10 protein-coding genes and 1 pseudogene are annotated in these 23,857 nt (G+C 62.1%); 4 read left to right on the top strand and 7 right to left on the bottom strand.

The features are described 5' to 3' along the window. Positions 1 to 5 precede the first annotated feature (5 nt). Together B3605_RS10630 and purH are read left to right on the top strand one after the other, a co-directional pair. Positions 6 to 1,676, top strand: coding sequence for a heparinase II/III family protein (locus tag B3605_RS10630; RefSeq protein ID WP_112942633.1), 1,671 nt, complete (start codon positions 6 to 8; stop codon positions 1,674 to 1,676). A 93-nt stretch (positions 1,677 to 1,769) separates the two neighbouring features. Continuing rightward, the gene (gene purH / locus B3605_RS10625; RefSeq protein ID WP_112942634.1) at positions 1,770 to 3,389 is read left to right on the top strand and encodes a bifunctional phosphoribosylaminoimidazolecarboxamide formyltransferase/IMP cyclohydrolase; all 1,620 of its coding nucleotides are present in this window, start codon (positions 1,770 to 1,772) and stop codon (positions 3,387 to 3,389) included. A 16-nt stretch (positions 3,390 to 3,405) separates the two neighbouring features. On the opposite strand, the gene B3605_RS10620 is transcribed toward purH, so the two are convergent. Next, the gene (locus B3605_RS10620; RefSeq protein WP_112942635.1) at positions 3,406 to 4,791 is read right to left on the bottom strand and encodes an MFS transporter; all 1,386 of its coding nucleotides are present in this window, start codon (positions 4,789 to 4,791) and stop codon (positions 3,406 to 3,408) included. A gap of 31 nt (positions 4,792 to 4,822) precedes the next feature. After that, the gene (locus B3605_RS10615; protein ID WP_112942636.1) at positions 4,823 to 9,598 is read right to left on the bottom strand and encodes an NAD-glutamate dehydrogenase; all 4,776 of its coding nucleotides are present in this window, start codon (positions 9,596 to 9,598) and stop codon (positions 4,823 to 4,825) included. A 245-nt stretch (positions 9,599 to 9,843) separates the two neighbouring features. Here B3605_RS10615 and pdxY point away from each other — a divergent pair, with 245 nt between their 5' ends. Together pdxY and B3605_RS10605 are read left to right on the top strand one after the other, a co-directional pair. After that, the gene (pdxY, locus tag B3605_RS10610; protein WP_112942637.1) at positions 9,844 to 10,719 is read left to right on the top strand and encodes a pyridoxal kinase PdxY; all 876 of its coding nucleotides are present in this window, start codon (positions 9,844 to 9,846) and stop codon (positions 10,717 to 10,719) included. 69 nt (positions 10,720 to 10,788) lie between these two features. Further along, positions 10,789 to 11,430 carry a carbonic anhydrase gene (locus B3605_RS10605; protein ID WP_112942638.1) on the top strand — a complete coding sequence of 214 codons (642 nt, stop codon included), beginning with the start codon at positions 10,789 to 10,791 and terminating at the stop codon, positions 11,428 to 11,430. Positions 11,431 to 11,505: 75 nt separating this feature from the next. Here the strand turns inward: B3605_RS10605 and B3605_RS10600 are convergent, their stop codons facing one another. The 5 genes and pseudogenes from B3605_RS10600 to B3605_RS10580 form a co-directional block, all read right to left on the bottom strand. Further along, the gene (locus tag B3605_RS10600) at positions 11,506 to 12,330 is read right to left on the bottom strand and encodes a lytic murein transglycosylase (RefSeq protein ID WP_112942639.1); all 825 of its coding nucleotides are present in this window, start codon (positions 12,328 to 12,330) and stop codon (positions 11,506 to 11,508) included. Positions 12,331 to 12,503: 173 nt separating this feature from the next. Further along, complete coding sequence (locus tag B3605_RS10595; protein ID WP_112942640.1) at positions 12,504 to 13,538, bottom strand: aspartate-semialdehyde dehydrogenase; 1,035 nt, start codon at positions 13,536 to 13,538, stop codon at positions 12,504 to 12,506. A 111-nt stretch (positions 13,539 to 13,649) separates the two neighbouring features. After that, a pseudogene (locus B3605_RS10590) lies at positions 13,650 to 13,829 on the bottom strand (hypothetical protein); the annotation flags it as partial. A 43-nt stretch (positions 13,830 to 13,872) separates the two neighbouring features. Next, positions 13,873 to 15,108, bottom strand: coding sequence for an OpgC family protein (locus B3605_RS10585; protein WP_112942641.1), 1,236 nt, complete (start codon positions 15,106 to 15,108; stop codon positions 13,873 to 13,875). Between the two features lie 98 nt (positions 15,109 to 15,206). Next, a complete protein-coding gene (locus B3605_RS10580) occupies positions 15,207 to 23,726 on the bottom strand; it encodes a GH36-type glycosyl hydrolase domain-containing protein (protein ID WP_296433748.1) in 8,520 nt (2,839 codons plus the stop codon). Positions 23,727 to 23,857: the final 131 nt, after the last annotated feature.

Here is a 23,857-nt window from a genome sequence, read left to right as displayed (position 1 = left end):
TCGAAATGCGGTCCGGACGGTTTTCAGGTCTTTACCTGCGGGAGGCTTGGCGGCGGGTACTTTGCCGTGCTGCACTTCTGCGCCTCAAGTTGTTTCGCCACACGGTCTACGTGCCCGAGCGGCTGATCGTGGCGCCGACGGATCTCAGGCCCGTCGATTCGCATGTCGCTGAGGAAATCATCAACGGTCGCTTCCCGCTTGCCGGCCGCATGCTGGAGACCGGCGGAAAGTCGCCATTCACGTTTAGCCTTCCGTCGCGCGCCTTTGCGATCAAGCTGCATGGCTTCGGCTGGCTGCGCCATATGCGCTCCAAGAAGAACGATCTGCATTCCAACGTCGCCCGCGCCATCGTCAATAGCTGGCTGTCCATTCACGGCGGACGGATGGAAGGCATTGCCTGGGAGATCGACGTCACGGCGACGCGCGTCATTGCCTGGTTGTCGCATTCGCCCGTGGTGCTGCAGAATGCCGATCGTGGCTTCTATCGCCGCTTCGTGCGCTCGCTGGCGTTCCAGGTCCGCTTCCTGCGCCGCATGGCGCGCTATGCACCGCCCGGCGAGGTGCGTTTCCGGGTGCGTCTTGCGCTTGCCATGGCATCAATCTCGATGCCGGTACGCCCCAGCATAATCCGCAAATCCTCCGAAGCGCTCGATGTCGAGTTCGATAGCCAGATTCTGCCGGATGGTGGGCACGTGTCGCGCAACCCGCGTGTCGCGCTCGAGCTCCTGCTCGATCTGCTGCCGTTGCGGCAGACCTATATCAATCTCGGCCACGATCTGCCGCAGAAGCTGATATCCGGCATCGATCGCATGTATCCGGCGCTGCGCTTTTTTCGGCATCAGGATGGCGACCTCGCTCTTTTCAACGGCGCGACGTCGACGTCGGCGAACGAGATCGTTTCGCTGCTACGCTACGACGAGACGGCTGGTGAGCCGTTCAAGGCAATGCCGCATTCGCGCTACCAGCGCCTGGCGGCCGGTCGCACCGTCGTTATCGCCGATACCGGACTTCCGCCGAATGGTAACCTCTCGCGCACTGTTCATGCCGGATGCCTGTCATTCGAGATGTCATCAGGCCGGCATCGCTTCATCGTGAATTCGGGCTCGCCGAAATTTGCGGGCAACCGCTATGTGCAGGTCGCGCGCACCACTGCCGCGCACACGACCGTGACGCTCAACGATACGTCGTCGAGCCGGTTTGCGTCTTCCGATTTTCTGGCCCACCTGATCACCGATCCGGTGAAGACGGTTCAGGTCGATCGCGTGGTCGCCGATGACGGCCGGGATGTCGTCAAGGCGAGCCACGACGGCTATCTGAAAGAGTTCGGCGTGCTGCACGAGCGCGAGCTCACCTTGAACGCCACGGGCTCGATCATGACCGGGCTCGATCGCCTTGCGGTTTCCGAAGAGCGCAGAGGCGAAGGTGAGTTGCGGGCCGTGGCACGCTTTCACGCCCACCCATCGATCAATCTGAAGCAGATGGACCGGGAGTCCATCCTGATGACGGCGCCGGATGGCGAGAGCTGGTTGTTCTCCTCGCCCGGCAATACGGTCGAGATCGCAGAGGACGTGTTCTTTGCCGATGCCTCCGGCATCTGCGCTTCGGATCAGATGGAAATCAGCTTCGCCTATCCGGAAAAGCCGGAAATACGGTGGTTTTTGTCTCGCAGAAGCTAGCGGCTGTTTTCGCCGGCGCAAAGCTGTGCTAACGCGGCGCCATATTCCGCGCACCTCGCCGGATGTCTCCCGAAGATCGAACGGAGAAGCCACATGGCCGTTGTTTCCAAGAAAATCCCCGCCCCCGACAAGGTTGCCGTCAAGACTGCCTTGCTCTCCGTGTCCGACAAGACCGGCATCGTAGACCTAGCGCGCGCGCTTGCCGAAAAGGGCGTTCGGCTACTGTCGACCGGCGGCACCCACAAGGCGATCGCAGACGCTGGCCTCGATGTTACCGACGTTTCCGACGTCACGGGCTTTCCGGAGATCATGGACGGCCGCGTGAAGACGCTGCATCCCAAGGTTCACGGCGGTCTGCTGGCGATCCGCGACGACGCCGAGCATCAGGAAGCGATGAAGGCGCATGGGATCGATGGCATCGATCTCGCCGTCATCAACCTCTATCCGTTCGAGGATGTGCGCGCGGCGGGTGGCGATTATCCGACCACCGTCGAGAATATCGATATCGGCGGCCCGGCGATGATCCGCGCCTCGGCCAAGAACCATGCCTATGTGGCGATCCTGACCGATCCGGCCGACTATCCGGAGCTTCTCGAGCAGCTGTCGTCCGATGCCGGCCAGACCAGCTATGCCTTCCGCCAACGCCTCGCCGCCAAGGCTTATGCGCGCACGGCCGCCTACGACGCGATGATCTCCAACTGGTTCGCCGAAGCGCTGTCGATCGACACGCCGCGTCACCGGGTCATCGGCGGCGTGCTGAAGGAAGAGATGCGCTACGGCGAAAATCCGCACCAGACGGCCGGCTTCTACGTGACCGGCGAAAACCGTCCGGGTGTGGCCACCGCAACGCTTCTGCAGGGCAAACAGCTCTCCTACAACAACATCAACGACACGGACGGCGCCTTCGAGCTGATCGGCGAGTTTTCGCCCGAGAAGACCGGCCCGGCCTGCGCGATCATCAAGCACGCTAACCCGTGCGGTGTCGCCACCGGCCCGACGCTGAAGGACGCCTATCTCCGGGCGCTTGCCTGCGACAGCACGTCCGCCTTCGGCGGTATCATCGCGCTCAACCAGCTGCTCGATGCCGAGACGGCGGAAGAGATCGTCAAGCTGTTCACCGAAGTCATCATCGCGCCCGAGGTAACGGAAGAAGCCAAGGCGGTTATCGCGGCCAAGAAGAACCTCCGCCTACTCGTGACCGGCGGCCTGCCTGACCCGCGCTCTCGCGGCCTTACGGCGAAGACCGTGGCCGGCGGCCTGCTGGTACAGAGCCGTGACAACGGCATGATCGATGATATTGAGCTCAAGGTCGTCACCAATCGCCAGCCGACGGCACAGGAACTGGTGGACCTCAAGTTCGCCTACACGGTTGCCAAGCACGTCAAGTCGAACGCCATCGTCTACGCCAAGGACGGCCAGACGGCAGGCATCGGCGCCGGCCAGATGAGCCGCATCGATTCAGCACGCATCGCCGCGCTGAAGGCCGAGGATGCCGCCAAGGCAATGGGCTGGGCCGAGCCGATGACCAAGGGCTCCGCCGTTGCGTCGGAAGCCTTCTTCCCGTTCGCGGACGGGTTGCTGTCGGCGATTGCCGCCGGTGCCACGGCTGTTGTTCAGCCGGGCGGCTCGATGCGCGACCAGGAAGTGATCGACGCGGCGAACGAGCACAATGTGGCGATGGTCTTCACCGGCATGCGCCACTTCCGCCACTAAGTATCGAAGAAAACGGCTACGCCCTATCCGCCGGATAGGGCGTCCGGATCAACAGGACCAGCCCGCCGGCCAGAAACAGGACGAGCGTGGCCATGCCGAGATGCGACGAGCCGGTCGCATAAGTGACGATCGAAAACAGAAGCGTTGCCATGAAGCTGGTTGCCCGGCCTGACAGAGCGTAGATGCCGAAGTAGCGGCCTGCCTCATCAAGGCTGACGCTGCGCGCCAGATAAGAGCGCGACGAGGCCTGCACCGGGCCGAACGCCAAGCCGATCAGCAGGCCGTAGCCGATATAGGCTTTCTCCGCCGCCGTGCCGAACAGACCTCCCGAATCCGCCGTCGGAAGCGGCACCAGCCCGAAGAGCGTATAGCCGGGTTCGGTCGATACGATGCCGAAGGTCGCCAAGAGCAGCATGGTCAGGCTGATGACAATCGTCGCCTTCGAGCCGATACGCGCGTCGATCCGTCCGGCGATGATGCAGCCGAAAATCGCCACCACATTGAGAATGATGCCGTAGATGCCGATCTCGATGGTTGCCCAGCCGAACATGCCGGCGGCGAAGGCCCCGCCGAGGATCAGCAGGCCGTTGACGCCGTCCTGGTAGATCATGCGGGCGACGAGAAAGCGCAGTAGCGGGCGGCGCTCCTTGAGTTCCGCCAGCGTGTGCCTGACTTCACGCAGCCCGGAGTGCACGGCGGCGCCGAAGGGCAGGCCGCCTTTCACGTCAGGTGTGAACAGAAACATTGGCAGGACGAAAATCAGATACCAGACGGCCGAGATCGGCCCGGTGATGCGCGCATCCTCGCCGGTGTGCGGATCAAGGCCGAAGAGCGGGTCGAGGCCGAGGATGGTCTTGCCGGTCTCGGGACTTCCGGCAAGAAGTGCCACCACCGCGATCAACACGATCATCCCGCCAAGATATCCGAGGCCCCAGGCGGTGTTGGACAGACGTCCGACTTCGTCCTTTCCGACGAGGCGCGGCATCATGGAATCGTTGAAGACGATCGAGAATTCCGCGGCGATCGACGCCAGGATCATGAAGATAACGGGATAGATGACGGGCGAACCGGGTGCCGCGAACCAGAGGCAGCAGAGGCTGGCGATCTTGATGACGGCGAAGAAGCCGATCCATGGCTTTCGCCCGCCCGACTGGTCGGCAATCGAGCCAAGAATAGGGGAGAGAATGGCGATGATCACCGAGGAGATCGTCGCCATGTTGCTCCAGAGCGTTTGCGCGGAGACCGGATCTGCCGTCAGCCTGGCCACGAAGTAGGGGCCGAAGATGAAGGTGGTGACGACGGTGAAGAATGGCTGCGCCGCCCAGTCGAAGAACATCCAGCCCCAGATTCCCCTGCGCGTGGCGCGCTGGGGCTGTGTTCCCGTCCAGTCAATGCGATTCACCGGCCTGCTCCTGATTTGGGAGCGGACTGTCTCACCTCGTCCCGTCTCTGGCAAGGTCGGTCAGCAGGCCGGCGGCGACGGTGATGCGGGCCAGATTCGGATCGCCACCCTCGCTGAGACCCGCCAGTTCCTCGGCGATGCGGTTGATCCTGATCCGGTCACTCGCATGCCACGCCTGCACCGGCAGTTTTTCCTTGCCGTTGTTTGAGAGCGCCGAGCTGACGATATCGCGGCGCGCGGTCGCGATCTGGTCGAGGCTTCGCGCCAGGGCCAGGTTTTCGTAGTGATCCGAAGTGGTGATGCGGCTGCCGGCTGCCAGCAGTCGGCCGATACGGAAGGTCTGGCTGACCGCGAAGTAGCTCTCGGCGGCACGGATCAGCGGCTCGCCGGTGCGTTCCGCGATCTGCATGATCTCGGGCACGAGCGCGAAGCCGATCAGATGCGCGATCTCGGCCGAAAGCTTGTCCGGCACGCCGGCGGCCTGATATTCGGCCTGACGCGCCTCGAGTTCGGGAACGACCTGGTTGGCGAAGACCGGCTGCAGCTTCTTGAAGGCCGCGCGAAGCCTGTCGATGGTCTCGGCGATATCACCCTTCGCCATCTGCATCTTCAACAGCAGACGCGTCAGGACGGTGAAGATATGGCTGATCTCCTCATAGATGCGGTTCTGCATCTGGCCGGAAATCCGGCCGTCGAGCGCATCCGTCTCGCTCCAGAGCCGGCTCAGATCGAAGCCGTCGCGGGCGATGATGGCGGCGCGTACCACTTCGGGCGCCGATGCGGCTGTTGCGTCCATCATGCTGACGGCAAAGCTCGGGCCGCTGCGGTTGATGGCCTCGTTGGCCAGCACCGTCGCCACGATCTCGCGCTTCAGGCGGTGGTTGGCGATATCCGAGGCGTTGGACTTGCGCATCTTGGCGGGAAAATATTGCGAGAGCGTCGCCTCGAAATAGGGATCATCCGGCAGATCACTTGCCGCCAGCGCGTCGAAGAGAACGATCTTGGCGTATGATAATAGAACCCCGATTTCCGGCCGCGTCAGCGGCCTGCCGGCGGCGTAGCGTTCGGCCATGGTGGTGTCGTCGGGGAGCGTCTCGACCTTGCGGTTGAGCTGCTTGGCGGTCTCCAGAACGCCCATGAAGCGGGTGAGCTCGAGGCCGTTCGCCGTGCCTTTCCTCTCGGTCAGCGAGATGGCGAGCGACTGCAGGTAGTTGTTGCGCAGCACCAGCTTGCTGACTTCATCGGTCATCGAGGAGAGCAGCTGGTCGCGCTTCTGTCGCGTCAAGCGGTCGTCATGCATGGCGGCGGCGAGTGCGATCTTGATGTTCACTTCGACGTCCGAGGTATTGACGCCGGCGGAGTTGTCGATCGCGTCGGAATTGCAGCGACCACCTTTCAGGCCGTAGGCGATACGGCCGCGCTGGGTGACGCCCAGGTTCGCGCCCTCGCCGATCACCTTGGCGCGTACCTCGTCGGCGCTGATGCGGATCGGATCGTTGGCGCGGTCGCCGACGTCGGTATCGGTTTCCGATGTCGCCTTCACATAGGTGCCGATACCGCCGAACCAGAGAAGGTCGACAGGGCTTTTCAGGATCGCGGTCATCACTTCAAACGGCGTCGCGACCGTCTTGTCCATGCCGATCGCGGCAGCGGCCTGAGCGGTCAGCGTCACCGATTTCGCCGAGCGCGAGATGATCATGCCGCCCTTCGAGAGCAGGTTTTTGTCAAAGTCCTGCCAGCTTGAGCGCGGAAGATTGAACAGCCGCTGACGCTCCGCCAAGGTCTTCGCCATGTCAGGATCGGGATCAATGAAGATGTCGCGGTGGTCGAAGGCTGCCAAGAGCCGGATTTTGGGCGAGAGCAGCATGCCGTTGCCGAAGACGTCGCCCGACATGTCGCCAACGCCGGCAACCGTGAACGGCGTCGTCTGGATGTCGATGTCCATTTCGCGGAAATGGCGTTTCACCGTCTCCCAGGCGCCTCGCGCGGTGATGCCCATCTTCTTGTGGTCGTAGCCGGCGGAGCCGCCTGATGCGAAGGCGTCGTCGAGCCAGAAGCCGGCTTCCTGCGCCAGCGCATTTGCGGTGTCGGAGAAGGTTGCCGTGCCCTTGTCGGCGGCGACGACGAAATAGGGGTCGTCACCGTCAAGCCGCACGGTGTTTTCAGGCGGGATGATTTCGGTGCCGGAAATGTTGTCGGTGATCGAAAGCAGCGTGCGGATGTAGGTCTTGTAGGCTTCGCGCCCGGCATTGAAGATCTCGTCGCGATTGCCGCCGACGGGGAGCTTCTTCGGATAGAAGCCGCCCTTGGCGCCGACGGGCACGATCACGGCGTTCTTGACCTGCTGCGCCTTTACGAGGCCGAGTACCTCGGTGCGATAATCCTCGGCGCGATCCGACCAGCGAAGGCCGCCGCGCGCGACCCGTCCGAAGCGCAGGTGGACGCCCTCGACCTCGACGCCGTAAACGAACATTTCGCGGAACGGCTTCGGCGCCGGCAGGCCGTCGATCAGGTGCGGGTCGAGCTTGAAGGCCAGCATCGCCTTTGCCGAACCATCGGGATTGCGCTGGAAGTAGTTGGTGCGCAGCGTCGAGTCGACCACGTTGACATAGCGGCGCAGGATACGGTCGTCATCAAGGCTTGGAACGTCCGATAGCGCCGTCTCGATCCTTGCGTGAAGATCGGTCGCCTTCTTGATCCTGTTCTTCTCGGTCAGCTTCGGGTCCAGGCCATCGTGGAACAGGCGAAAGATGAGCGAGGAGATAGCCGGGTATTTATCCAGCGTCGTCGCGATGTAATCCTGCGAATAGGCGATGCCGGCCTGGCGCAGATAGCGCGAGTAGGCGCGCAAGACGCTTGTCTCGCGGGCCGACAGGCCTGCCGAGATGATCAGGCGGTTGAAATTGTCGTTGTCGATGACACCCGAAAACGCCGACAGGAAGGCTTCTTCAAGTGCTGCGCCATGCTGTTGCAGATCGATCTCGCCGCCGCTCTGGGCCTCAAGTTCCATGTCATGCAGCACGACCAGCTTCTCGCTGCCGTCGGCCAGCGTCACATTGATGTCGAACGTGCCTTCGCTGATGACGCTGAAGCCAAGATTCTCAAGCAGCGGTACGCGGCGGGAGAGCGCAAGCTGGCCATTGAAGTGGAAGATCTTCAGGCAGAGCAGCGACACGCCGTCCTTGATGCGCGTGTAGAATTCGATGCGGATCTGCTCGCCCGTCGCGCAGGCGACGATGTCGGCGAAGTCAGAGAAGGTTTCCTCTGGTGGGAAGAGATCCTGATAGGCGTTGCTGACCTTGATCTTGGGCGCTTTCGGACCGGCAAGCATCTCGAAGCGGTCGTCCCAGCGGGCCGTGATGGCGCGGATTGCTTCTTCGAGCTTTGCCTGAGGGATACGCGGCGTCTTTCCGCCGGAGCGGCCGATGATGAAATGGACGCGGGCGACGCCGCCCTCGGGGAAAGCCGGGTAATAGGCCGAGACGCGGCCGTCATAGATGGTCTTGAGATAGGTGCCGATCTTCTCGCGAACGATCGAGTCATATTCCTCGCGCGGCACATAGACGATAACGGAGACGAAACGATCGAAGTGATCGATCCGCGGCAGCACCCGTACGCGCGGCCTGTCGGTCAGATCGTTGATCTGTTCGGCGAAGGTGGCGAGCAGGGCGGTGTCGATCTGGAAAAGATCGTCGCGCGGGTAGGATTCCAGCGTGTTGTCGAGCATGCGGCCGGAATGGCTCATCGGATCGAAGCCGAAATGCTCCTTCACCTTCTCCACCTTCGAGCGCAGTAGCGGGATGTCCGTTGCGAGCGACGTGTAGGCCGTCGAGGTGAAGAGGCCGACAATGCGCAGCTCGCCGGTAACGTTGCCATTCTCATCGAAGCGCTTCACGCCAACGTAATCCATGTAGGCGCGGCGGTGGACGACGGATTTGACGTTGGCCTTGGTGACGATCAGGAATTCGGGGCCGTCAAGGAAGGCCAGGATTTCGGGCGTCGTGGTTACAGCATCGCGGCCGGTCCGGAGCACTAGGACATCCGGGTTGGAAAGGATGCCCAGCCCCGTGCCCTTGTCGCGCTCGACCTTTGCATCCGAACCCTTGCCGGAATAGACATATTCGCGCATCCCCAGAAGGGTGAAATTGGCGTCGCGCAGCCATGTCAGGAAAGCGACCGCTTCGTCGCGATCCGCCTTGCGGCGGCCAACATTGCGCGACGACAGTTCGTCAATGGCGGTGCCAAGCTTGTCCAGCATCGGCTTCCAATCGGAAACCGACAGGCGCACCTGTTCGAGGACGATTTCGATCCGCTCGATCAGATCGGCGGACTGCGCCGGGGTGAGCGGGGCGAGGTGAAGCTGAATGTGGCTGACACGGTTTGCCGGCTCGCCGGGCATATCCGGCGAATAGAGTTCCGGCGGATGACCTGGCTGCATGACGAGAATGGGATGAACCGCCATGAAGAGATCGCGGTAGCTGCTCGTCACCTCACCCATGACCGATTCGTAGAGGAATGGCATGTTGTGATCGGTCACCGACAGGACCGACACCGCCACGCCATCTGGTTCCACATTGTCGAGCGAGGTGACGGTGACGCGCGGAGCGTTGCCGGTCCAGGCGGCGAGTTCGGCCGCGCAGTGAACGGCGGAAATCGCCAGCATTTCGGGCGTGTAGGATTCGAGGTCGTCACCGCTGGCGCGTCCGAAGAGAATATCCGGTGCGAGATAGTGCTCGCCCATCGCCGTCGCGATCTTGTTCGCGCTCTCAATCTGTTTTTCCCGTTTCGGATTGTTTCGAGCAGCCATTGACTGTGTCCCCCATTTTCTCGATTGCGCGCAGGTTAGCAGAAGGTTTGACAGAAAAATTGCTAAAATAGGGACGTCGATCGCAGTTTTCGTGCGAATTTAGCCGGCATGTCGTCAATTCTGTAAAAAATGATCCGAATGTGATTTTCGTCGCCAGAACTTTGATCACGTCCGAATGAAGAGTTGTTGACAGTCGCGCAGCAAAAAGACGATCAACTGAGGATCGGAACCCGGATCGGATAAACATGTCGCAGAATGCAGCAGGCACGGTCATCGTCATATCGAGCCACGTCGTTCGTGGATCGGTCGGCAATCGGGCGGCGGTTTTCGCGCTCGAGACGCTCGGCCACCAGGTATGGGCGCTGCCGACCATCGTGCTGCCCTGGCATCCGGGCCACGGTCGTTCGACGCGGCTGACCTTCGCCGAAGCCGATTTCGACGCGGCGATCGACGATCTCATTCGCGCGCCCTGGATCGGCGAGGTCAAGGCGGTGCTTTCGGGCTATTTCGGCAATGCCGCGCAGGCGCGCTCCGTCGGCCGGTTGATCACGGCGCTCAGGGATAAAAATCCAGATCTGTTTTACGTTTGCGATCCCGTGATGGGCGATCTCGGTGGGCTCTATGTTCCCGAGGCGACCGCTGAGGCGATCCGGGACCATCTGATCCCACTGGCATCGCTGGCGACCCCAAATCGCTACGAACTTGCCTGGCTGTCCGGCGCGCCGCTGGAGAGCAATACTGAGATCATGGAGGCGGCGCTCGCGCTCGGTCCTGCGCGCATGCTGGTGACCTCCGCGGTGCCGATGATGGCTGGTGGAACGGGCAACCTCTATCTCTCCGGGCGCCACGCGCTGCTTGCCGAGCACCGGCTGATCGACAATCCGCCAAACGGGTTGGGCGATCTTCTCGCCGCGCTTTTCCTATCGCGGCTGCAGTCCGGCATGGAAGACGAGAAGGCGCTGCAGCTCGCGACGGCCAGCGTCTACGAGGTGCTGGCTCGGGCGGTGAAGCGCGGTAGCGACGAGTTGACACTCGCAAACGACGCCTCCAGCCTGTCGACGCCGATGGCGATGGTGCAGATGCGGCATCTGATGCATCCGGCGCAGCGGCGAAAGAGCTAGCGGCCGCGCCGTTAACGCATTTGGCGCTGCGATATTGATCTTGCATCGCTCACGCTGTAATCGAAGATCATGCAGCGTTTTCCAGATACACTTCTCGACGGCTATCGCAACTTCATGAGCGGGCGTTATGCCGACGCTCGTGACCGATACAGGACGTTGGCGGAGCACGGGCAGAGCCCGAGCACGTTGGTCATTGCCTGTTCGGACTCTCGCGCGGCGCCGGAACTCATCTTCGATTCCGGGCCCGGCGAGCTCTTCGTCGTCCGCAACGTCGCCAACATGGTGCCGCCCTACGAGCCGGACAGCAATTTCCACGCGACCTCGGCTGCGCTCGAGTTCGCGGTTCTGGCCCTGAAGGTCACTGATATCGTCGTCATGGGGCATGGTCGCTGCGGCGGTATACGCGCGGCGCTCGATCCCGATGCCGAACCGTTGTCGCCTGGCGATTTCATCGGACGCTGGATGTCGCTGGTGCGGCCGGCGGCCGAGCAAATCCAGAGCAACGACGTGATGACGCCCGGCGAACGCCAGACGGCGCTGGAGCGCGTGTCGATCCGCAACTCGATCGACAATCTCAGAACATTTCCGGAGATCAAGGCGCGCGAAGAAGCCGGTGAAATCCAGCTGCACGGCGCCTGGTTCGATATTTCGACCGGCGAATTGTGGGTCATGGACGCGGAGACGCGCGACTTCATTCGCCCTGACGTCTGACACGATAATCCGAGACAAGCAAAAAGGCGCCGCGGTTTCCCACGGCGCCTTTTTCATTTGATCATTAAGTGCGGATCAGTTCGCGTCGATCTGCTGACCGATATAGGCGATCGCCTGCTGGTAGACCGTTGCCGCGTTCCAGCCGGAAATGGCTGCGAAGTTCGGCTCGCCCGGCTGATAGCCGGCACCTGGACGCCAGCCGTGGCCCTTCAGGAAGTTCGCGGTCGAGGCCAGCGCGTCGGCGCGTGAGCCGACCATGTCGACCCGGCCGTCACCATCGCCATCCGCACCGTAGAGCACGACGTTGCGCGGCAGAAACTGTGTCTGACCGATTTCGCCGTGGGCGGCACCGCGCGCCTGCGGGCTAAGGAAGCCTTCGCCGACGAGCTGAAGCGCTGCATAGAGCTGGTCAGTGAAATAGGCGGTGCGGCGGCAATCGAAGGCGAGCGTGGAGACAGCGGACATAGTGTGCTGGGTGCCCATGTAGCTGCCGAAGCCGGTTTCCATGCCCCAGATCGCGATCAGGGGGCCGGCCGGAACACCGTACTTGCGCTCAATGTTGGCAAAAAGCGCTGCGTTGGAGCGCTTCATGCCCTTGCCGCGCGAGATGATGGCCTGGCCGCCGCGCTTCTGCATGAAGGCGTCGAAAGAGAGCTTGAAGCTCTTCTGGCCACGGTCGGCGGAGATGGTCGGTCTGTTGTAGACGACGTTGGCGAAAGCCTTGTCGAGAACGGAACGGCTGACGCCGTTGGCCGCGGCTTCCTGCTTGAAGGCGACGACCCACTGGTCGAAGCCCGCGCTGGTGTTGCTGCACTGTGGTGCTGCTTCAGCCGTTGCCGGAAGTGCCTGGAACATGGCGAACACTGCCGCCGCTGCCAGCAAAAGTCTTGTCTTGCGCATCGAATACCCCGATCCCGATCAGCCTAGCCTTCAGCCGGGCTGCAGCCCGCTATCGGCGATATTGTCCCGACCATCCTTTGATTAAGCGCGGGGAAGCCTTTCGGCACCCCGCGCCTTTGAGAATAAGCCTTAACTTAAGTAACGGGCTTAACAAGACATGGTTAAGAAAATATTCAAGCGGCCTGCTTGCGTGGCTTCACAAGTCCGCGATTGACGAGCAGTTCGGCGATCTGGATCGCGTTCAATGCCGCGCCCTTGCGCAGGTTGTCGGAAACCACCCACATGTTGAGGCCGTTCTCGACGGTTGCGTCCTCGCGAATGCGCGAGATGAAGGTTGCGTCTTCACCGGCGGATTCGTAAGGCGTGATGTAGCCACCGTTCTCGTGCTTGTCGATCACCTGGCAACCCGGTGCGTCGCGCAGGATATCGCGAGCCTGATCGGCGGTGATTTCCTTCTCGAACTCGATGTTGACCGATTCCGAGTGGCCGATGAAGACCGGAACGCGCACGGCCGTGCAGGTCACCTTGATCTTCGGGTCGAGCATCTTCTTGGTTTCGGCCAGAACCTTCCACTCTTCCTTCGTGTAGCCGTCTTCCATGAAGCTATCGATGTGCGGAATGACGTTGAAGGCGATGCGCTTGGTGAACTTCTTGTTCTCGATCGGATCGGCGACGAAGACCGCGCGCGTCTGATTGAAGAGTTCGTCCATGCCGTCCTTACCAGCGCCGGAAACGGACTGGTAGGTCGAAACGACGACGCGCTTGATCGTGGCGGCTTCGTGAAGCGGCTTCAGGGCCACGACGAGCTGGGCGGTCGAGCAATTCGGGTTGGCGATGATGTTGCGCTTGGTGAACTGCTCGATGGCGTCAGGGTTCACTTCCGGCACGATCAGCGGAACGTCTTGGTCGTAGCGCCATGCAGAGGAGTTGTCGATGACGACGCAGCCCTGCGCGCCGATCTTCGGCGACCACTTCTTCGAGACCTCGCCGCCGGCAGACATCAGGCAGATATCAGTGTCGGAGAAATCGTAGTTTTCGAGGTTCATGACCTTCAGCGTCTTGTCGCCGTAGGAGACTTCAAGACCCTGCGAGCGCGCGGAGGCGAGCGCTACGACTTCGTCAGCGGGAAAACCGCGTTCGGAAAGGATATTGAGCATCTCCCGGCCGACATTTCCGGTGGCTCCCGCAACTGCAACTTTAAAACCCATTTTCAAGCTCTCTTTCTCATCTCTCCTCTTGGTCGGTGAGGGGGAAAGCGCGCAACGATTGCGGCTTTCTGTCCCCAGCCGAGCCGGGGAGAGAGCGGCAGGCCAGAGACGTCAGACGGTTTTCGTCGTCGTTTTGGCCTTGGTTTTGGAAGAAACCGGAAAAATCATAACCATCCCGGCAACTCGTGCCCGGTCACTGCGTGCAGCAATGGCGTGTTCTTGGCGAACCATGGATATTCCTTTTCCACCGCTGCTCTTAAAAGGTTTTCCACAGGAGTCAAGGTTTTTGCGAAGCTACCGCCGGTGCATCCGGCGCCGGCGGTAGCTCGAAGCATTACTTCCGGTCAGTGCTACGGAAGCGATCGGCGCGCACGGAAACCGTCTGCAACGCGCCGGTCTGCGGTGCCTTCCGCGTGCCGGAGGCGGCGCGACCGAGCTTCCGCTTGCGCTCCAGATGGTAGGCATAGACGAACTGGATAACGATACCGAGAGCCACGAAGATCGGGCCGACGACCTGGTCACCGTTGTTGATGTAAAGCAGTACCTGGCCGATCATCGCCAGGATCGTGCCGGCGACGAAGATGTTCAGCGAATGGCGGCCGAAGATGACCAGCGGATTGTCCTCGGGGCGGCGCAGCAGGTTGGAGAGTGCGCTAATGTTGAGCACCAGGTAGGTGAGCGCGAGAACGTGCAGCAGGCGCGGCAGCGACAGGAAGGTCTTGTCGAAGCCGGTGATGACTGGCGGCAGGCCAAGCGAGGCCAGCGCGTTGCCGATGCCCCAGAGCTGGCCGACGACCCACGCAAAAGACAAGGCGACATAGCCGGCTGCCAGAGCCATCAGCAGCGGGTGGTGCGGTAGCTTGCCACCACGGCGCACGTGCATCATCCCGACGATGCCGATCGTGAACAGGAACTGCCAAGAGAGCGGATTGAGGAACCAGTAGCCCTCGAGCAGCGTGTTGTGCGGCGCGATTTCATAAATCCCGGAGAGAAGCCAGACCGAACCAGAGACTGCCAATGCGAGCAGGGGGCTCTTGGCTTCCAGCAGGAGGATGATGGGGATCATCAGCATCAGCGCGCCATACATTGGCAGGATGTTGTTGTAGCCGATCTGGTGGCCAAGCCCCATCAGCGACGGAATGCCGGCCTGGGGATTGGTGAGCACGGGAAGGATATTGATTTCGCAAAGAAGGCCCGGACGGTGGAATAGCCAGGCGCCCGCGATGAAGAGCGCGAGTGTCATGAATGTCGTTATCATGTGGGCGAGATAGAGCGTGAAGGCGCGCTTCGTGGATTTCTTGGCCGTTTCGAACCAGGCGGCGACCCTGAAGCGCGAGCCGTAGGCAATGCCCACGGCGATGCCCGAGATCAGCACGAAGGCTTCGGCGGCATCAGAGAAGCCGTAATTCTTGGTGGTCAGATGCTCGAAGATCTGGCCGGGCACGTGGTTGATAAAGATCGTGATCAGCGCGAGACCGCGCAGAACGTCCAGCCGCGTGTCTCGTTTCGATGGCGCCGCAGTCGCAATCCTGCGTCCTGCACCGAACGTGTTTTCGGGCGTCGTTACCATTGACCTCTCCATGCTTCCATTTTGCAAACGCAGTTGAGGCCAAAAGGTTTCCCTTTTGGCCTCAACGAATCGCCGGATGGTTTGCATGAAAAGTGCGGTTATCCGACCGGATATCCCTCATCGGGATCGGTGACTTGACGTCCGTTGATGGTCAAATCGTAGCCCCTTGGATGGGACGATTTTGAGACCGAAATGAGGTATTTAGCTCCCGCGTGCTCGATTTCCGCGGAGAAGCCCTCCCACGTTGTCGGCAACGATGGCTTCACATGGATACGGCCGTTCTTGAGCCGGATTCCGAGGATGCCCTCGACCGCCGCGCGATAGAGCCAACCGGCAGAACCGGTGTACCAGGTCCAGCCACCACGACCGGTCAAGGCGCCGTCGCCATAGACGTCGGCGGCGATGACATAGGGTTCCACGCGGTAGTGCTCGGCGGAGGCTGGGTCCTTGGCGTGGCTGATCGGGTTCAGGAGGTCGAAGCAACGCAGCGCGTCGTCGCCGCGATTGAGCTCGGCCAGCGCCATGACGACCCAGGTGGCCGCATGGGTGTACTGGCCGCCGTTTTCGCGAACGCCGGGCGGATAGGCCTTGATGTAGCCGGGATCCTTGGCGGAGTTGGCGAAGGGCGGCGTGAACAGGCGGATGATGCGCGCGTCCATGTCGACGAGCTTGGCGAGGACCGAATCCATGGCCTTTGCGGCATGGGCCGGATCGCCCTCCCCTGACAGCACGCTCCAGGACTGCGCGATCGAATCGATCTGGCATTCCAGGCTTTCCTTCGAACCGAGCAGGCTGCCGTCATCGAAGGTGCCGCGGCGGTAGTGGGCACCATCCCAGGCGGCGGTTTCAAGCGCTGCCTTGAGTTCGGTTAGGTGCTTACGCCAGCGTTCGACGCGGGCCGTGTCGCCACGTTCGGCGGCGAAGGCGCTGAAGGAGCGCAGCGCGCCGGCGAGGAACCAGCCGAGCCAGACGCTCGTGCCCTTGCCGCCGATGCCGACGCGGTTCATGCCGTCGTTCCAGTCGCCGCCGAGGAACAGCGGCAGGCCGTTCGCTCCCTTGCGGGCGATGGCGAGATCGAGCGCGATGGCGGCATGCTCGTAGACGCTCACCTTGTCCTCGGATTTTTCCGGGCGGTAGAACGAATCGTGCTGTCCCTGAAGAAGCGCCGGGCCCTCGATGAAGGCGAGCTCGTCGTCGAGAACGCTCTTGTCGCCGGTCACCGTGCAATAGTGGTGGATGGCATAGGCCAGCCAGACCACGTCATCGGAGATCAACGTGCGAACGCCGGCGCCCGTTCCGGGCAGCCACCAATGCTGGACATCACCCTCACGGAACTGGCGCGAGGCGGCGTTGACGATCTGCTTGCGGGCAATCGACGGCTCGTGCAGCACGAAAGCCAACGTATCCTGCAGCTGGTCGCGGAAGCCGAAGGCGCCGCTGGCCTGATAGAAGGCCGTGCGTGCCATGATGCGGCAGCCGAGGCTCTGGTAGGGGAGCCAGGTGTTGATCAGGGTGTTCATGCCTTGATCTGGGGTCGAGATCTGCAGCTTGCCGGTGAAGGCGTGCCAGAAGTCCCGGTTTGCCTGAACCGCGCCGTCGAAGGACGCCTTGCGGATATCTGCGATGAAAGCCCGGGCCTCTTCCTTCGTCGCGGTATCGCCGAGATAAAGGATGACATCCCGCTCCTCGCCGGCGGCGAGATCGATGTCGATTGCGAGAGCCGCTGCCGGATCACCATCCAGATCGATGTTGCTCGACAAAACGGTAGCCGGATTCAAGGCTGCTGGAGCCTTGATGGTGCCCGCCTTGCCGATGAACTCCCGGCGGCTTGCCGTGTAGCCCGACAGTGTCTCGCTGGCGGCGAAGAAGGCCACGCGCGAGGAGTAGTCGATGCTGTAGTTGTTGCTCGCAAACAGGGCGCCGGTCTCGGCGTCGTGCTCGGAGAGAATAAACGGCGCCGTCTTCTGCGGATTGTTGCCGAGCACCCACTCGACGTAGCCGTAGAGACGCAGCTTGCGCTGGCTGCTGCCGTTGTTGCGCAGGCGCAAGCGCTGCAGCTTTACCGGCCGTTCGCGATCGACCGTCTGCGTCAACTCCAGAGAAACGTCGTTCTGGACGCTGGAGAAGACCGAGTAGCCGAGGCCATGGCGGGCTTCGAACTGGATGTCCTGACGGTCGGACAAGGCGGCAAACGGCGTCATCACGGTTCCGTTGTCGCGATCCATTACATAGATTGCTTCGCCCGGCCGGTTGATGACTGCATCGTTGGTCCAAGGGGTCAGCTGGTAGTCACGCGAGTTGGTGCTCCACGTGAAACCGGCGCCTTCGGCCGCGACGTGGAAACCGAAGTTCTCGTTCGAGATCACGTTGATCCATGGCTGCGGGGTGGCATGGCCGCCCGGGATGCGGACGACATACTCGCGTCCGTCGCCGGAGAAGCCGCCGATGCCGTTCCAGAAGTTCAGGTCGCCATGCTCTTCGATGACCAGTGCCGGGACCTGCGCCTTGGCGACCGGTGCCGTGCGCTTGGCACGAGACTTCGTGGCGTTGAGCTTCTCAAGTTCCTGCTGCTCTTCCTTGGTCGGCGCAAACAGTGCCACGGCACGATTGATCTGATCGATGATCTTGCCGTTCTTGGCATGGAAGGTGACACGGGATGCCGAGATCAGCGCGTGGTAGGTCGATTCCTCCATCAGATCCTTGCGGACCGTGAAGATGTGCTGGCGCAGGCCATCGGCCTGGCCAAGACGACGGACGTTCTCGGCCATCTGGTCGACGGCGTGCTGCATGTCCTGTGCGTAGGAGGAGGCACGCTCGTTCATGATCACCAGATCGGCGGTGACGCCGCGCGAGCGCAGGTATTCCTGTGCCAGCAGCGCTTCCCTTGCGATATCCAGATCCATGTCGTCGTTGATGCGCAGGGTGAAGATCGGGAAATCGCCCGAAATCGCCAGCGGCCAAAGCGAGGACTGCGACTGCATGCCTGCCTGAACCGCGGCCGTATCTGCACGCAGATACATGTCGGGGTAGACGAGGTGGCGGCCGAGATGCTGGAAGGCGGATGCCTGCTGCGAGGTGACGCCGACATGGCGCATCTGCACCTGCGTGCGCGTCCAGGCCTGGACGAGCTCGTGGTTGAAGGCATCGGCGTGGCGATAGCGATCGACTGCCTGGTCCACTTCGTTACGCGATGGCGCCGCGATGGTCCAGAAAATGACGCTGACCTTCTTGCCAGCAGGAACACGGACCGTGCGGCGCAGCGACAGTACTGGATCGAGGGTGAAGCCGTCGGTGCCCGAGAGCGTCGCGCCCTGGTCGAAGGCGGCAGCGTTTGCAAGGCTGCGGCCGCGGCCGAGGAACTTGCGGCGGTCGGTTTCGAATTCGGTGTGGCGCGTCGCGCCGGCGTTATCGACGATCAGATGCGCGACCGCGATATTCGGCTCGTTGCCGTCGCGCTTGTTGCGCTCGACGCGGATAACGTCGCCGCGCTTGCCGATCTCCGTCTTCACGAACATGCGGGCGAAGGCCGGATGTGCGTTGTCGGTATCGTCGTTGGTGAGCACTGGTTCGAGATAGGAGGTCACTTCGATGAAGCGATCTTCCGTGCCGGTGTTGAGCAGCGTCAGGCGGCGGCCCTCGGCGTCGTGCTCGGTGGCGACGATGACCTCGACTTCACTGGTGAGCTCACCGACGGTCTTGGTGAATTCCGCCTTTTCATCGGCGAAGAGAACCTTGACCTGCTCGCCTTCGATGCTCTTCGGCTCCGCCGTCGCTGACCACCATTCGTTGGTGGCGGTGTCGCGCAGGAAGATGAAGGTGCCCCAGCGATCCTCGGTCGGATCGGGCTTCCAACGGGAAACGGACTGGCCGTTCCAGCGCGAGTAACCGGCACCGGTGGCGGTCAGCATCATCGAGTAGTGGCCGTTGGACAGGAAGACGAGTTCGCGGTCGCGCGCGGCCGGATCGTAGATCTTGCGGATCTCCGGACGCAGCAGGTCGTCCTGGATGCTGGCCGGGGTGTCGGATTCGTGCTTGCCGCTCATGACGGGAATGTCGCGGGGTGCCTTTTCCTGGAGCATCAGTTCTGCCGCTTCGATAACAGGATCGGAGTGGAAGAGTTCGCGCAGGTGACCGTTGAAGGCGACGTTGGCGACGGCCGCGATCGACATGCCATGGTGGTGGGCATAGTAGTTGTAGACCACCGCGCAGGTCTTGCCCTCGGGCACGCGGGTCGGCGTGAAGTCCACGGCGTCGTGGAAGCCGTATTTGCCGAGCGCGCCGAGCTTGCGCAGGCGTTCGAGGTTCTCGATAGCCGCCGGCGGATTGTACTGGCTGGCGAGAATCGAGGCGTAAGGGGCGATGACGGCGTTGTGGCCGAGACCGCGCTTCAGGCCGAGCGTCGGCACGCCGAAGTTCGTGTACTGGTAGTTGAGGTTATGGTCGCGGGCGTTGAAGGCCGCTTCCGAGATGCCCCACGGAATGCCCAGCTTGCGGGCGTAGTTCATCTGTTCTACCACGACCAGATTGTTGGTCTGGTTGAGGATACCGCCGCCACGCTCCTGCATGACGAGTGGCGGCATCAGATACTCGAACATCGAGCCGGACCAGGAGACCAGCGCGCCGCGCGAGCCTACCGGCACGACCTGGCGGCCGAGGCGATACCAGTGTTCGGTCGGCAGATCGCCCTTGGCGATGCCGAAGAGACTGGTGAGGCGGCATTCGGAAGCGAGAAGGTCGTAGCAGGCCTGATCGAGCTCACCGCTTTCGACGCGGTAGCCGATCGACAGAAGACGACGCTCGGGACGGAAGAGGAAGCCGAAGTCCATCGAGAAGGCCAGATCGCGGGCCTTGTCGCGCAGCGCGATCAGGCGCGGGCGCAGAGCATCGATATTGGCGAGATCGAAGGTGCTGTCCGAGATATGGGCTTCGCAAACCTTGACCAACGCCTCGGCCCACTGGGTGACCTCGGCGCTGAGTGCCGACTTCACCTCGTGATCGAGGTTGGCCGCGAGCTTCTGGATGTCGCGTGCGAGAACCGAGAGGTTGATGATGCGGATCGACGCGAACTCATGCTCGCGTTTGACGGCGGCGAGCGCGTTCTGGAAGCCGATGATGCGCTCTTCCAGGCGGCGGCGTAGCGGACGCACGGTCTTGCGATCATCCGGCAGGTCGGCCAGCACTTCGGCCAGAATGCCTGCCGTGTCGCCGACGCCGTCGAGGCTGCCCTGCATGTGCGCGGACGGGGCTTCGGCCCAGTTGCGGCAGGCGGACGAGATCGCGATCAGGTGACCGGCGAGGTTGCCGCTGTCGACGGCGGAGACGTAGCGCGGTCCAAGCGTTTCCAGCGTATCGGTGTGGTACCAGTTGAAGAGGTGACCACGGAATTTCTCCATCTTGTCGATGGTGGCGATCGTCTGTTCGAGGCGCTCGATCGTTTCCTCGAAGGAGAACCAGCCGAACTGGCGGCCCGAGACCACGGACAGGAGGTAGACGCCGATGTTGGTTGGAGACGTGCGTGTCGCGACGATGACGTGCGGCGTTTCCTGGACGTTGTCAGGCGGCAGATAGTTCTGTTCGGCCGTGGTGAAGGTGTCGAAATAGCGCCAGGTGCGGCGTGCGATCTTGCGCAGATCGTTCGATACGGATTCGGCGACCTCGAGGCGATCTTCGGTTTCCGCCGACTGGCTGACATAGTAGGCGACCAGCGGGGAGAGAATCCAGAGCGCAACGAACGGGATGCCGACCAGATACGCCTTGTCGCCGGAGACGACGGCGAAGGCGAGGCCAAGCACTGCAAGCACTGGTGCGTGCCACATGGCCTTGTAGTAGGACCAGATCGTACCCTGCTTGCCGGCCTGAACGCTGGCTGCGGTTTTCCACTGCAGCATCAGCTTGTGGCTGACGAAGAGGCGGTAGAGCGAGCGGCCGATGGCATCCGCCATCATGCAGGCGCCGTCGGCTATGAAGACGATGCGGAGCGCCACCTGCGCGTTGGCGGCACGGATGTCGGACCATACGGTGTAGAGGTGGGCGCGCGCGACGATATCGCTGGTGCGCGGAATGATGCCGTTGATCAGCGACAGTGTCGGTGCAACGAACAGGCAGAAGATCAGGACGATCTGCCAGATCAGGGCGCCGAGCGGATCCATGAAGTACCAGCCAAGCACGGAGGCGAAGAACCAGGCGATCGGGGTCAGCGAGCGGCGCAGGTTGTCGAACATCTTCCAGCGGCCGAGCGCGGTGACGCCGTGCTTGGTGCTGAACATGTAAGGCAGCAGCTGCCAGTCGCCACGCGCCCAGCGATGCTGGCGCGAGGTTTCGACTTCGTAGCGGGTCGGGAAATCCTCGACGAGTTCGAGGTCGGTCACAAGCGCGCAACGCGCCATCGAGCCTTCGAGCAGGTCGTGGCTGAGAACCGAGTTTTCCTCGATGCGTCCCTTCAGGGCCGCTTCGAAGGCGTCGACGTGGTAGAGGCCCTTGCCGGTGAAGGTGCCCTCGCCCGCGAGGTCCTGATAGACGTCGGAGACGGTGAAGACGTAAGGGTCCAGACCGCGGTTGATCGAGAAGACGCGCTGGAAGACCGATGCATCCTTGCCCGTCGTCAGAGACGGCGTCACGCGCGGCTGCAAGACGCCATAGCCGCTTTCGACGCGCCCGGTTTCCGGGTTGATCACGGGGCGGTTGGTCGGGTGATAGAGCTTGCCGACGAGCTTGGTGACGGCGTCGCGCATGAGACGCGTATCGGCGTCGAGCGTCATCACGTACTGCACGTTTTCAGGCACGACATTGGCGCCCGGCAAATAGGTCGTGTCGCGGTCGCCGCGCAGGAGCAGGTTCAGCTCGTGCAGCTTGCCGCGCTTGCGCTCCCAGCCCATCCACGCGCCTTCCGACGGATTGTAGAGGCGGCGGCGGTGCAGCAGGTAGAAGCGGGTCTTGCCGTCATAGGCATAGCGCGCCGAGAGGTTTGCGACTTCGCGACGCGCGTAGTCGAGAACTTCGAGATCGGCGGCCGTCTCCTCGACCTGGCTGTCCGGCCAGTCGCTGAGAAGCGCGAAGTAGATTTCGCCGCGCGGGTTGGCGAGATAATGAACCTCGATGTTGCGGACGAGTTCGTCGACGCTGTCGCGGTTCGAGATCAGGCAGGGAACGACCAGAAGCGTGCGGGCGTCCTCCGGAATACCTTCCTTGAACTCGTATCCCACCAGGCGCGCCGGCGTGACGAAGAAGGAGAGCACGGTGTTGAAGAGACCCGTCGCGCCTTCCGATGCCGGCAGCGAGAACATGATCAGGAGCAGGATGATGGCGATCGGCGCCATGCCGGCGCTCGCCATGAAGTGGCCGACGATAACCATCGCGAGAATGGTCAGGAGCAGTACCGGTACCGCGATCGACAGCCAGTTGAACCGGCGGACGGCGCGAACGAAATGCTGCACCAGCGTCGGGCTGTAGGTCGCTCTTGCTTCCAGCTTCGGACGCTGTGCGCCGGCCAGGAATGCGCCAACGTTCGGCTCATGGGGTTGCTCGTCGGCAGATGCCTTGGCTTCATCCGTCATGTCGAGCGCGAGCTGCGCGATCTCCATTTCGGTCATGGTGGAGCGCTTGGCGAGCTTTTCGATCTGCTTGCGATACTTGTTGCGCGAGCCGGAATCGAGAAGACCGTAGTCGGAATTGTCCCAGAGCAACTTGTCGACGTGGCTGACCTGCTCGACCCACACGGACCATTCGGTGTCGTCGATCTCGCGCAAGCTGCGAATGATGTTGCCCATCGTGACATTGCCGGAGGAGAGACGGCTGTGTTCGGCCATCGTCGTCGCTTCGGTGTCACGGCCCAGCGCCTCAAGGCGCTCATCCAGCCAAGTGATGGCAAGACTTGAGGTCTGCGAGCCGTCGCGCATGCGGTAGAGGAACTGCGTCGAGAAGGTATTGTCCTCGGCAAGCGGCTCGAGCGTCTTCAGATACTCGGCTGCCTTTGCCGGATCGGTCAGGCGCACCAACTCGTCGGCTGCCTCGTTGGCGCGGCGGCGCATGCGGCGACTGCGCTCGACGCGGATCGAGATGCGGCGCAGGTTTTCGACCAGAACGTAACGCACCAGCGAAGGTAGCGCCCAGAGCTCGCCGATCCGCAGTGTTTCATGTTCCTGGAAGCCATCGACCAGTGCGGTCAGGCTTTCCTGCGAAATGGTGCTGTGGGTGTGGGCGACATAGAGCCAGGCCAGCGCCAGCGTGCGCGGGATCTTGGTGCCGTTCACATCGATCGTCGGCAGTTCGCGGTAGAAGCGCTTGGGGAAGTCGCGGCGGACTTCCTGGATTGCTTCCTCGACGATGTAGTGGTTGTCCAGAAGCCACTCGGCGGCCGGGGTAATCGTCTCGCCGGCCTCCACATCCGCCGCCGTCGTGCGGTAGACGCGCAGGATTTCCTTCTCGTTCTCCTTATGCCGGGCGAAGAAGTCGAAGGGTGCGAAAGCGACCAGCGAGTTGACACCTGACGTGGCTGCGGATGCACCCATCGCCCTGATGTCTTCGATCGACATATAGGTCGCGCGGATCGAGTCGTTGTGATCGATCTGCTTGGTTTCGGACTCGCGGGACGGGCTCGGAGACGTGGGGGAAATAGACATGGGTTCGGTTCTGGATCCAAACAAAGTTATGGTCGGTAGGGTTTGCGTTGTGCACTGCCAAATATGACTGCCGCATGAACAATACCGGTCTTTTGCGGCCACACTGAAAACATTGGCAGGTGCAATCGAAC

It is taken from the genome of Rhizobium sp. UBA1881 (assembly GCF_002338015.1).
In the GTDB taxonomy this organism is placed as follows: Bacteria; Pseudomonadota; Alphaproteobacteria; order Rhizobiales; family Rhizobiaceae; genus Rhizobium.
Note: the sequence above shows the minus strand (reverse complement) of the source record. Positions and strands in the feature narration are given on the sequence as shown.

Coding starts and splice junctions, on each gene's coding strand:
- B3605_RS10600 (WP_112942639.1), bottom strand. CDS start 12,330: ATGCGCAAGACAAGACTTTTGCTGGCAGCGGCGGCAGTGTTCGCCATG.
- B3605_RS10595 (WP_112942640.1), bottom strand. CDS start 13,538: ATGGGTTTTAAAGTTGCAGTTGCGGGAGCCACCGGAAATGTCGGCCGG.
- B3605_RS10585 (WP_112942641.1), bottom strand. CDS start 15,108: ATGGTAACGACGCCCGAAAACACGTTCGGTGCAGGACGCAGGATTGCG.
- B3605_RS10605 (WP_112942638.1), top strand. CDS start 10,789: ATGCAGCGTTTTCCAGATACACTTCTCGACGGCTATCGCAACTTCATG.
- B3605_RS10630 (WP_112942633.1), top strand. CDS start 6: ATGCGGTCCGGACGGTTTTCAGGTCTTTACCTGCGGGAGGCTTGGCGG.
- purH (WP_112942634.1), top strand. CDS start 1,770: ATGGCCGTTGTTTCCAAGAAAATCCCCGCCCCCGACAAGGTTGCCGTC.
- B3605_RS10580 (WP_296433748.1), bottom strand. CDS start 23,726: ATGTCTATTTCCCCCACGTCTCCGAGCCCGTCCCGCGAGTCCGAAACC.
- pdxY (WP_112942637.1), top strand. CDS start 9,844: ATGTCGCAGAATGCAGCAGGCACGGTCATCGTCATATCGAGCCACGTC.
- B3605_RS10615 (WP_112942636.1), bottom strand. CDS start 9,598: ATGGCTGCTCGAAACAATCCGAAACGGGAAAAACAGATTGAGAGCGCG.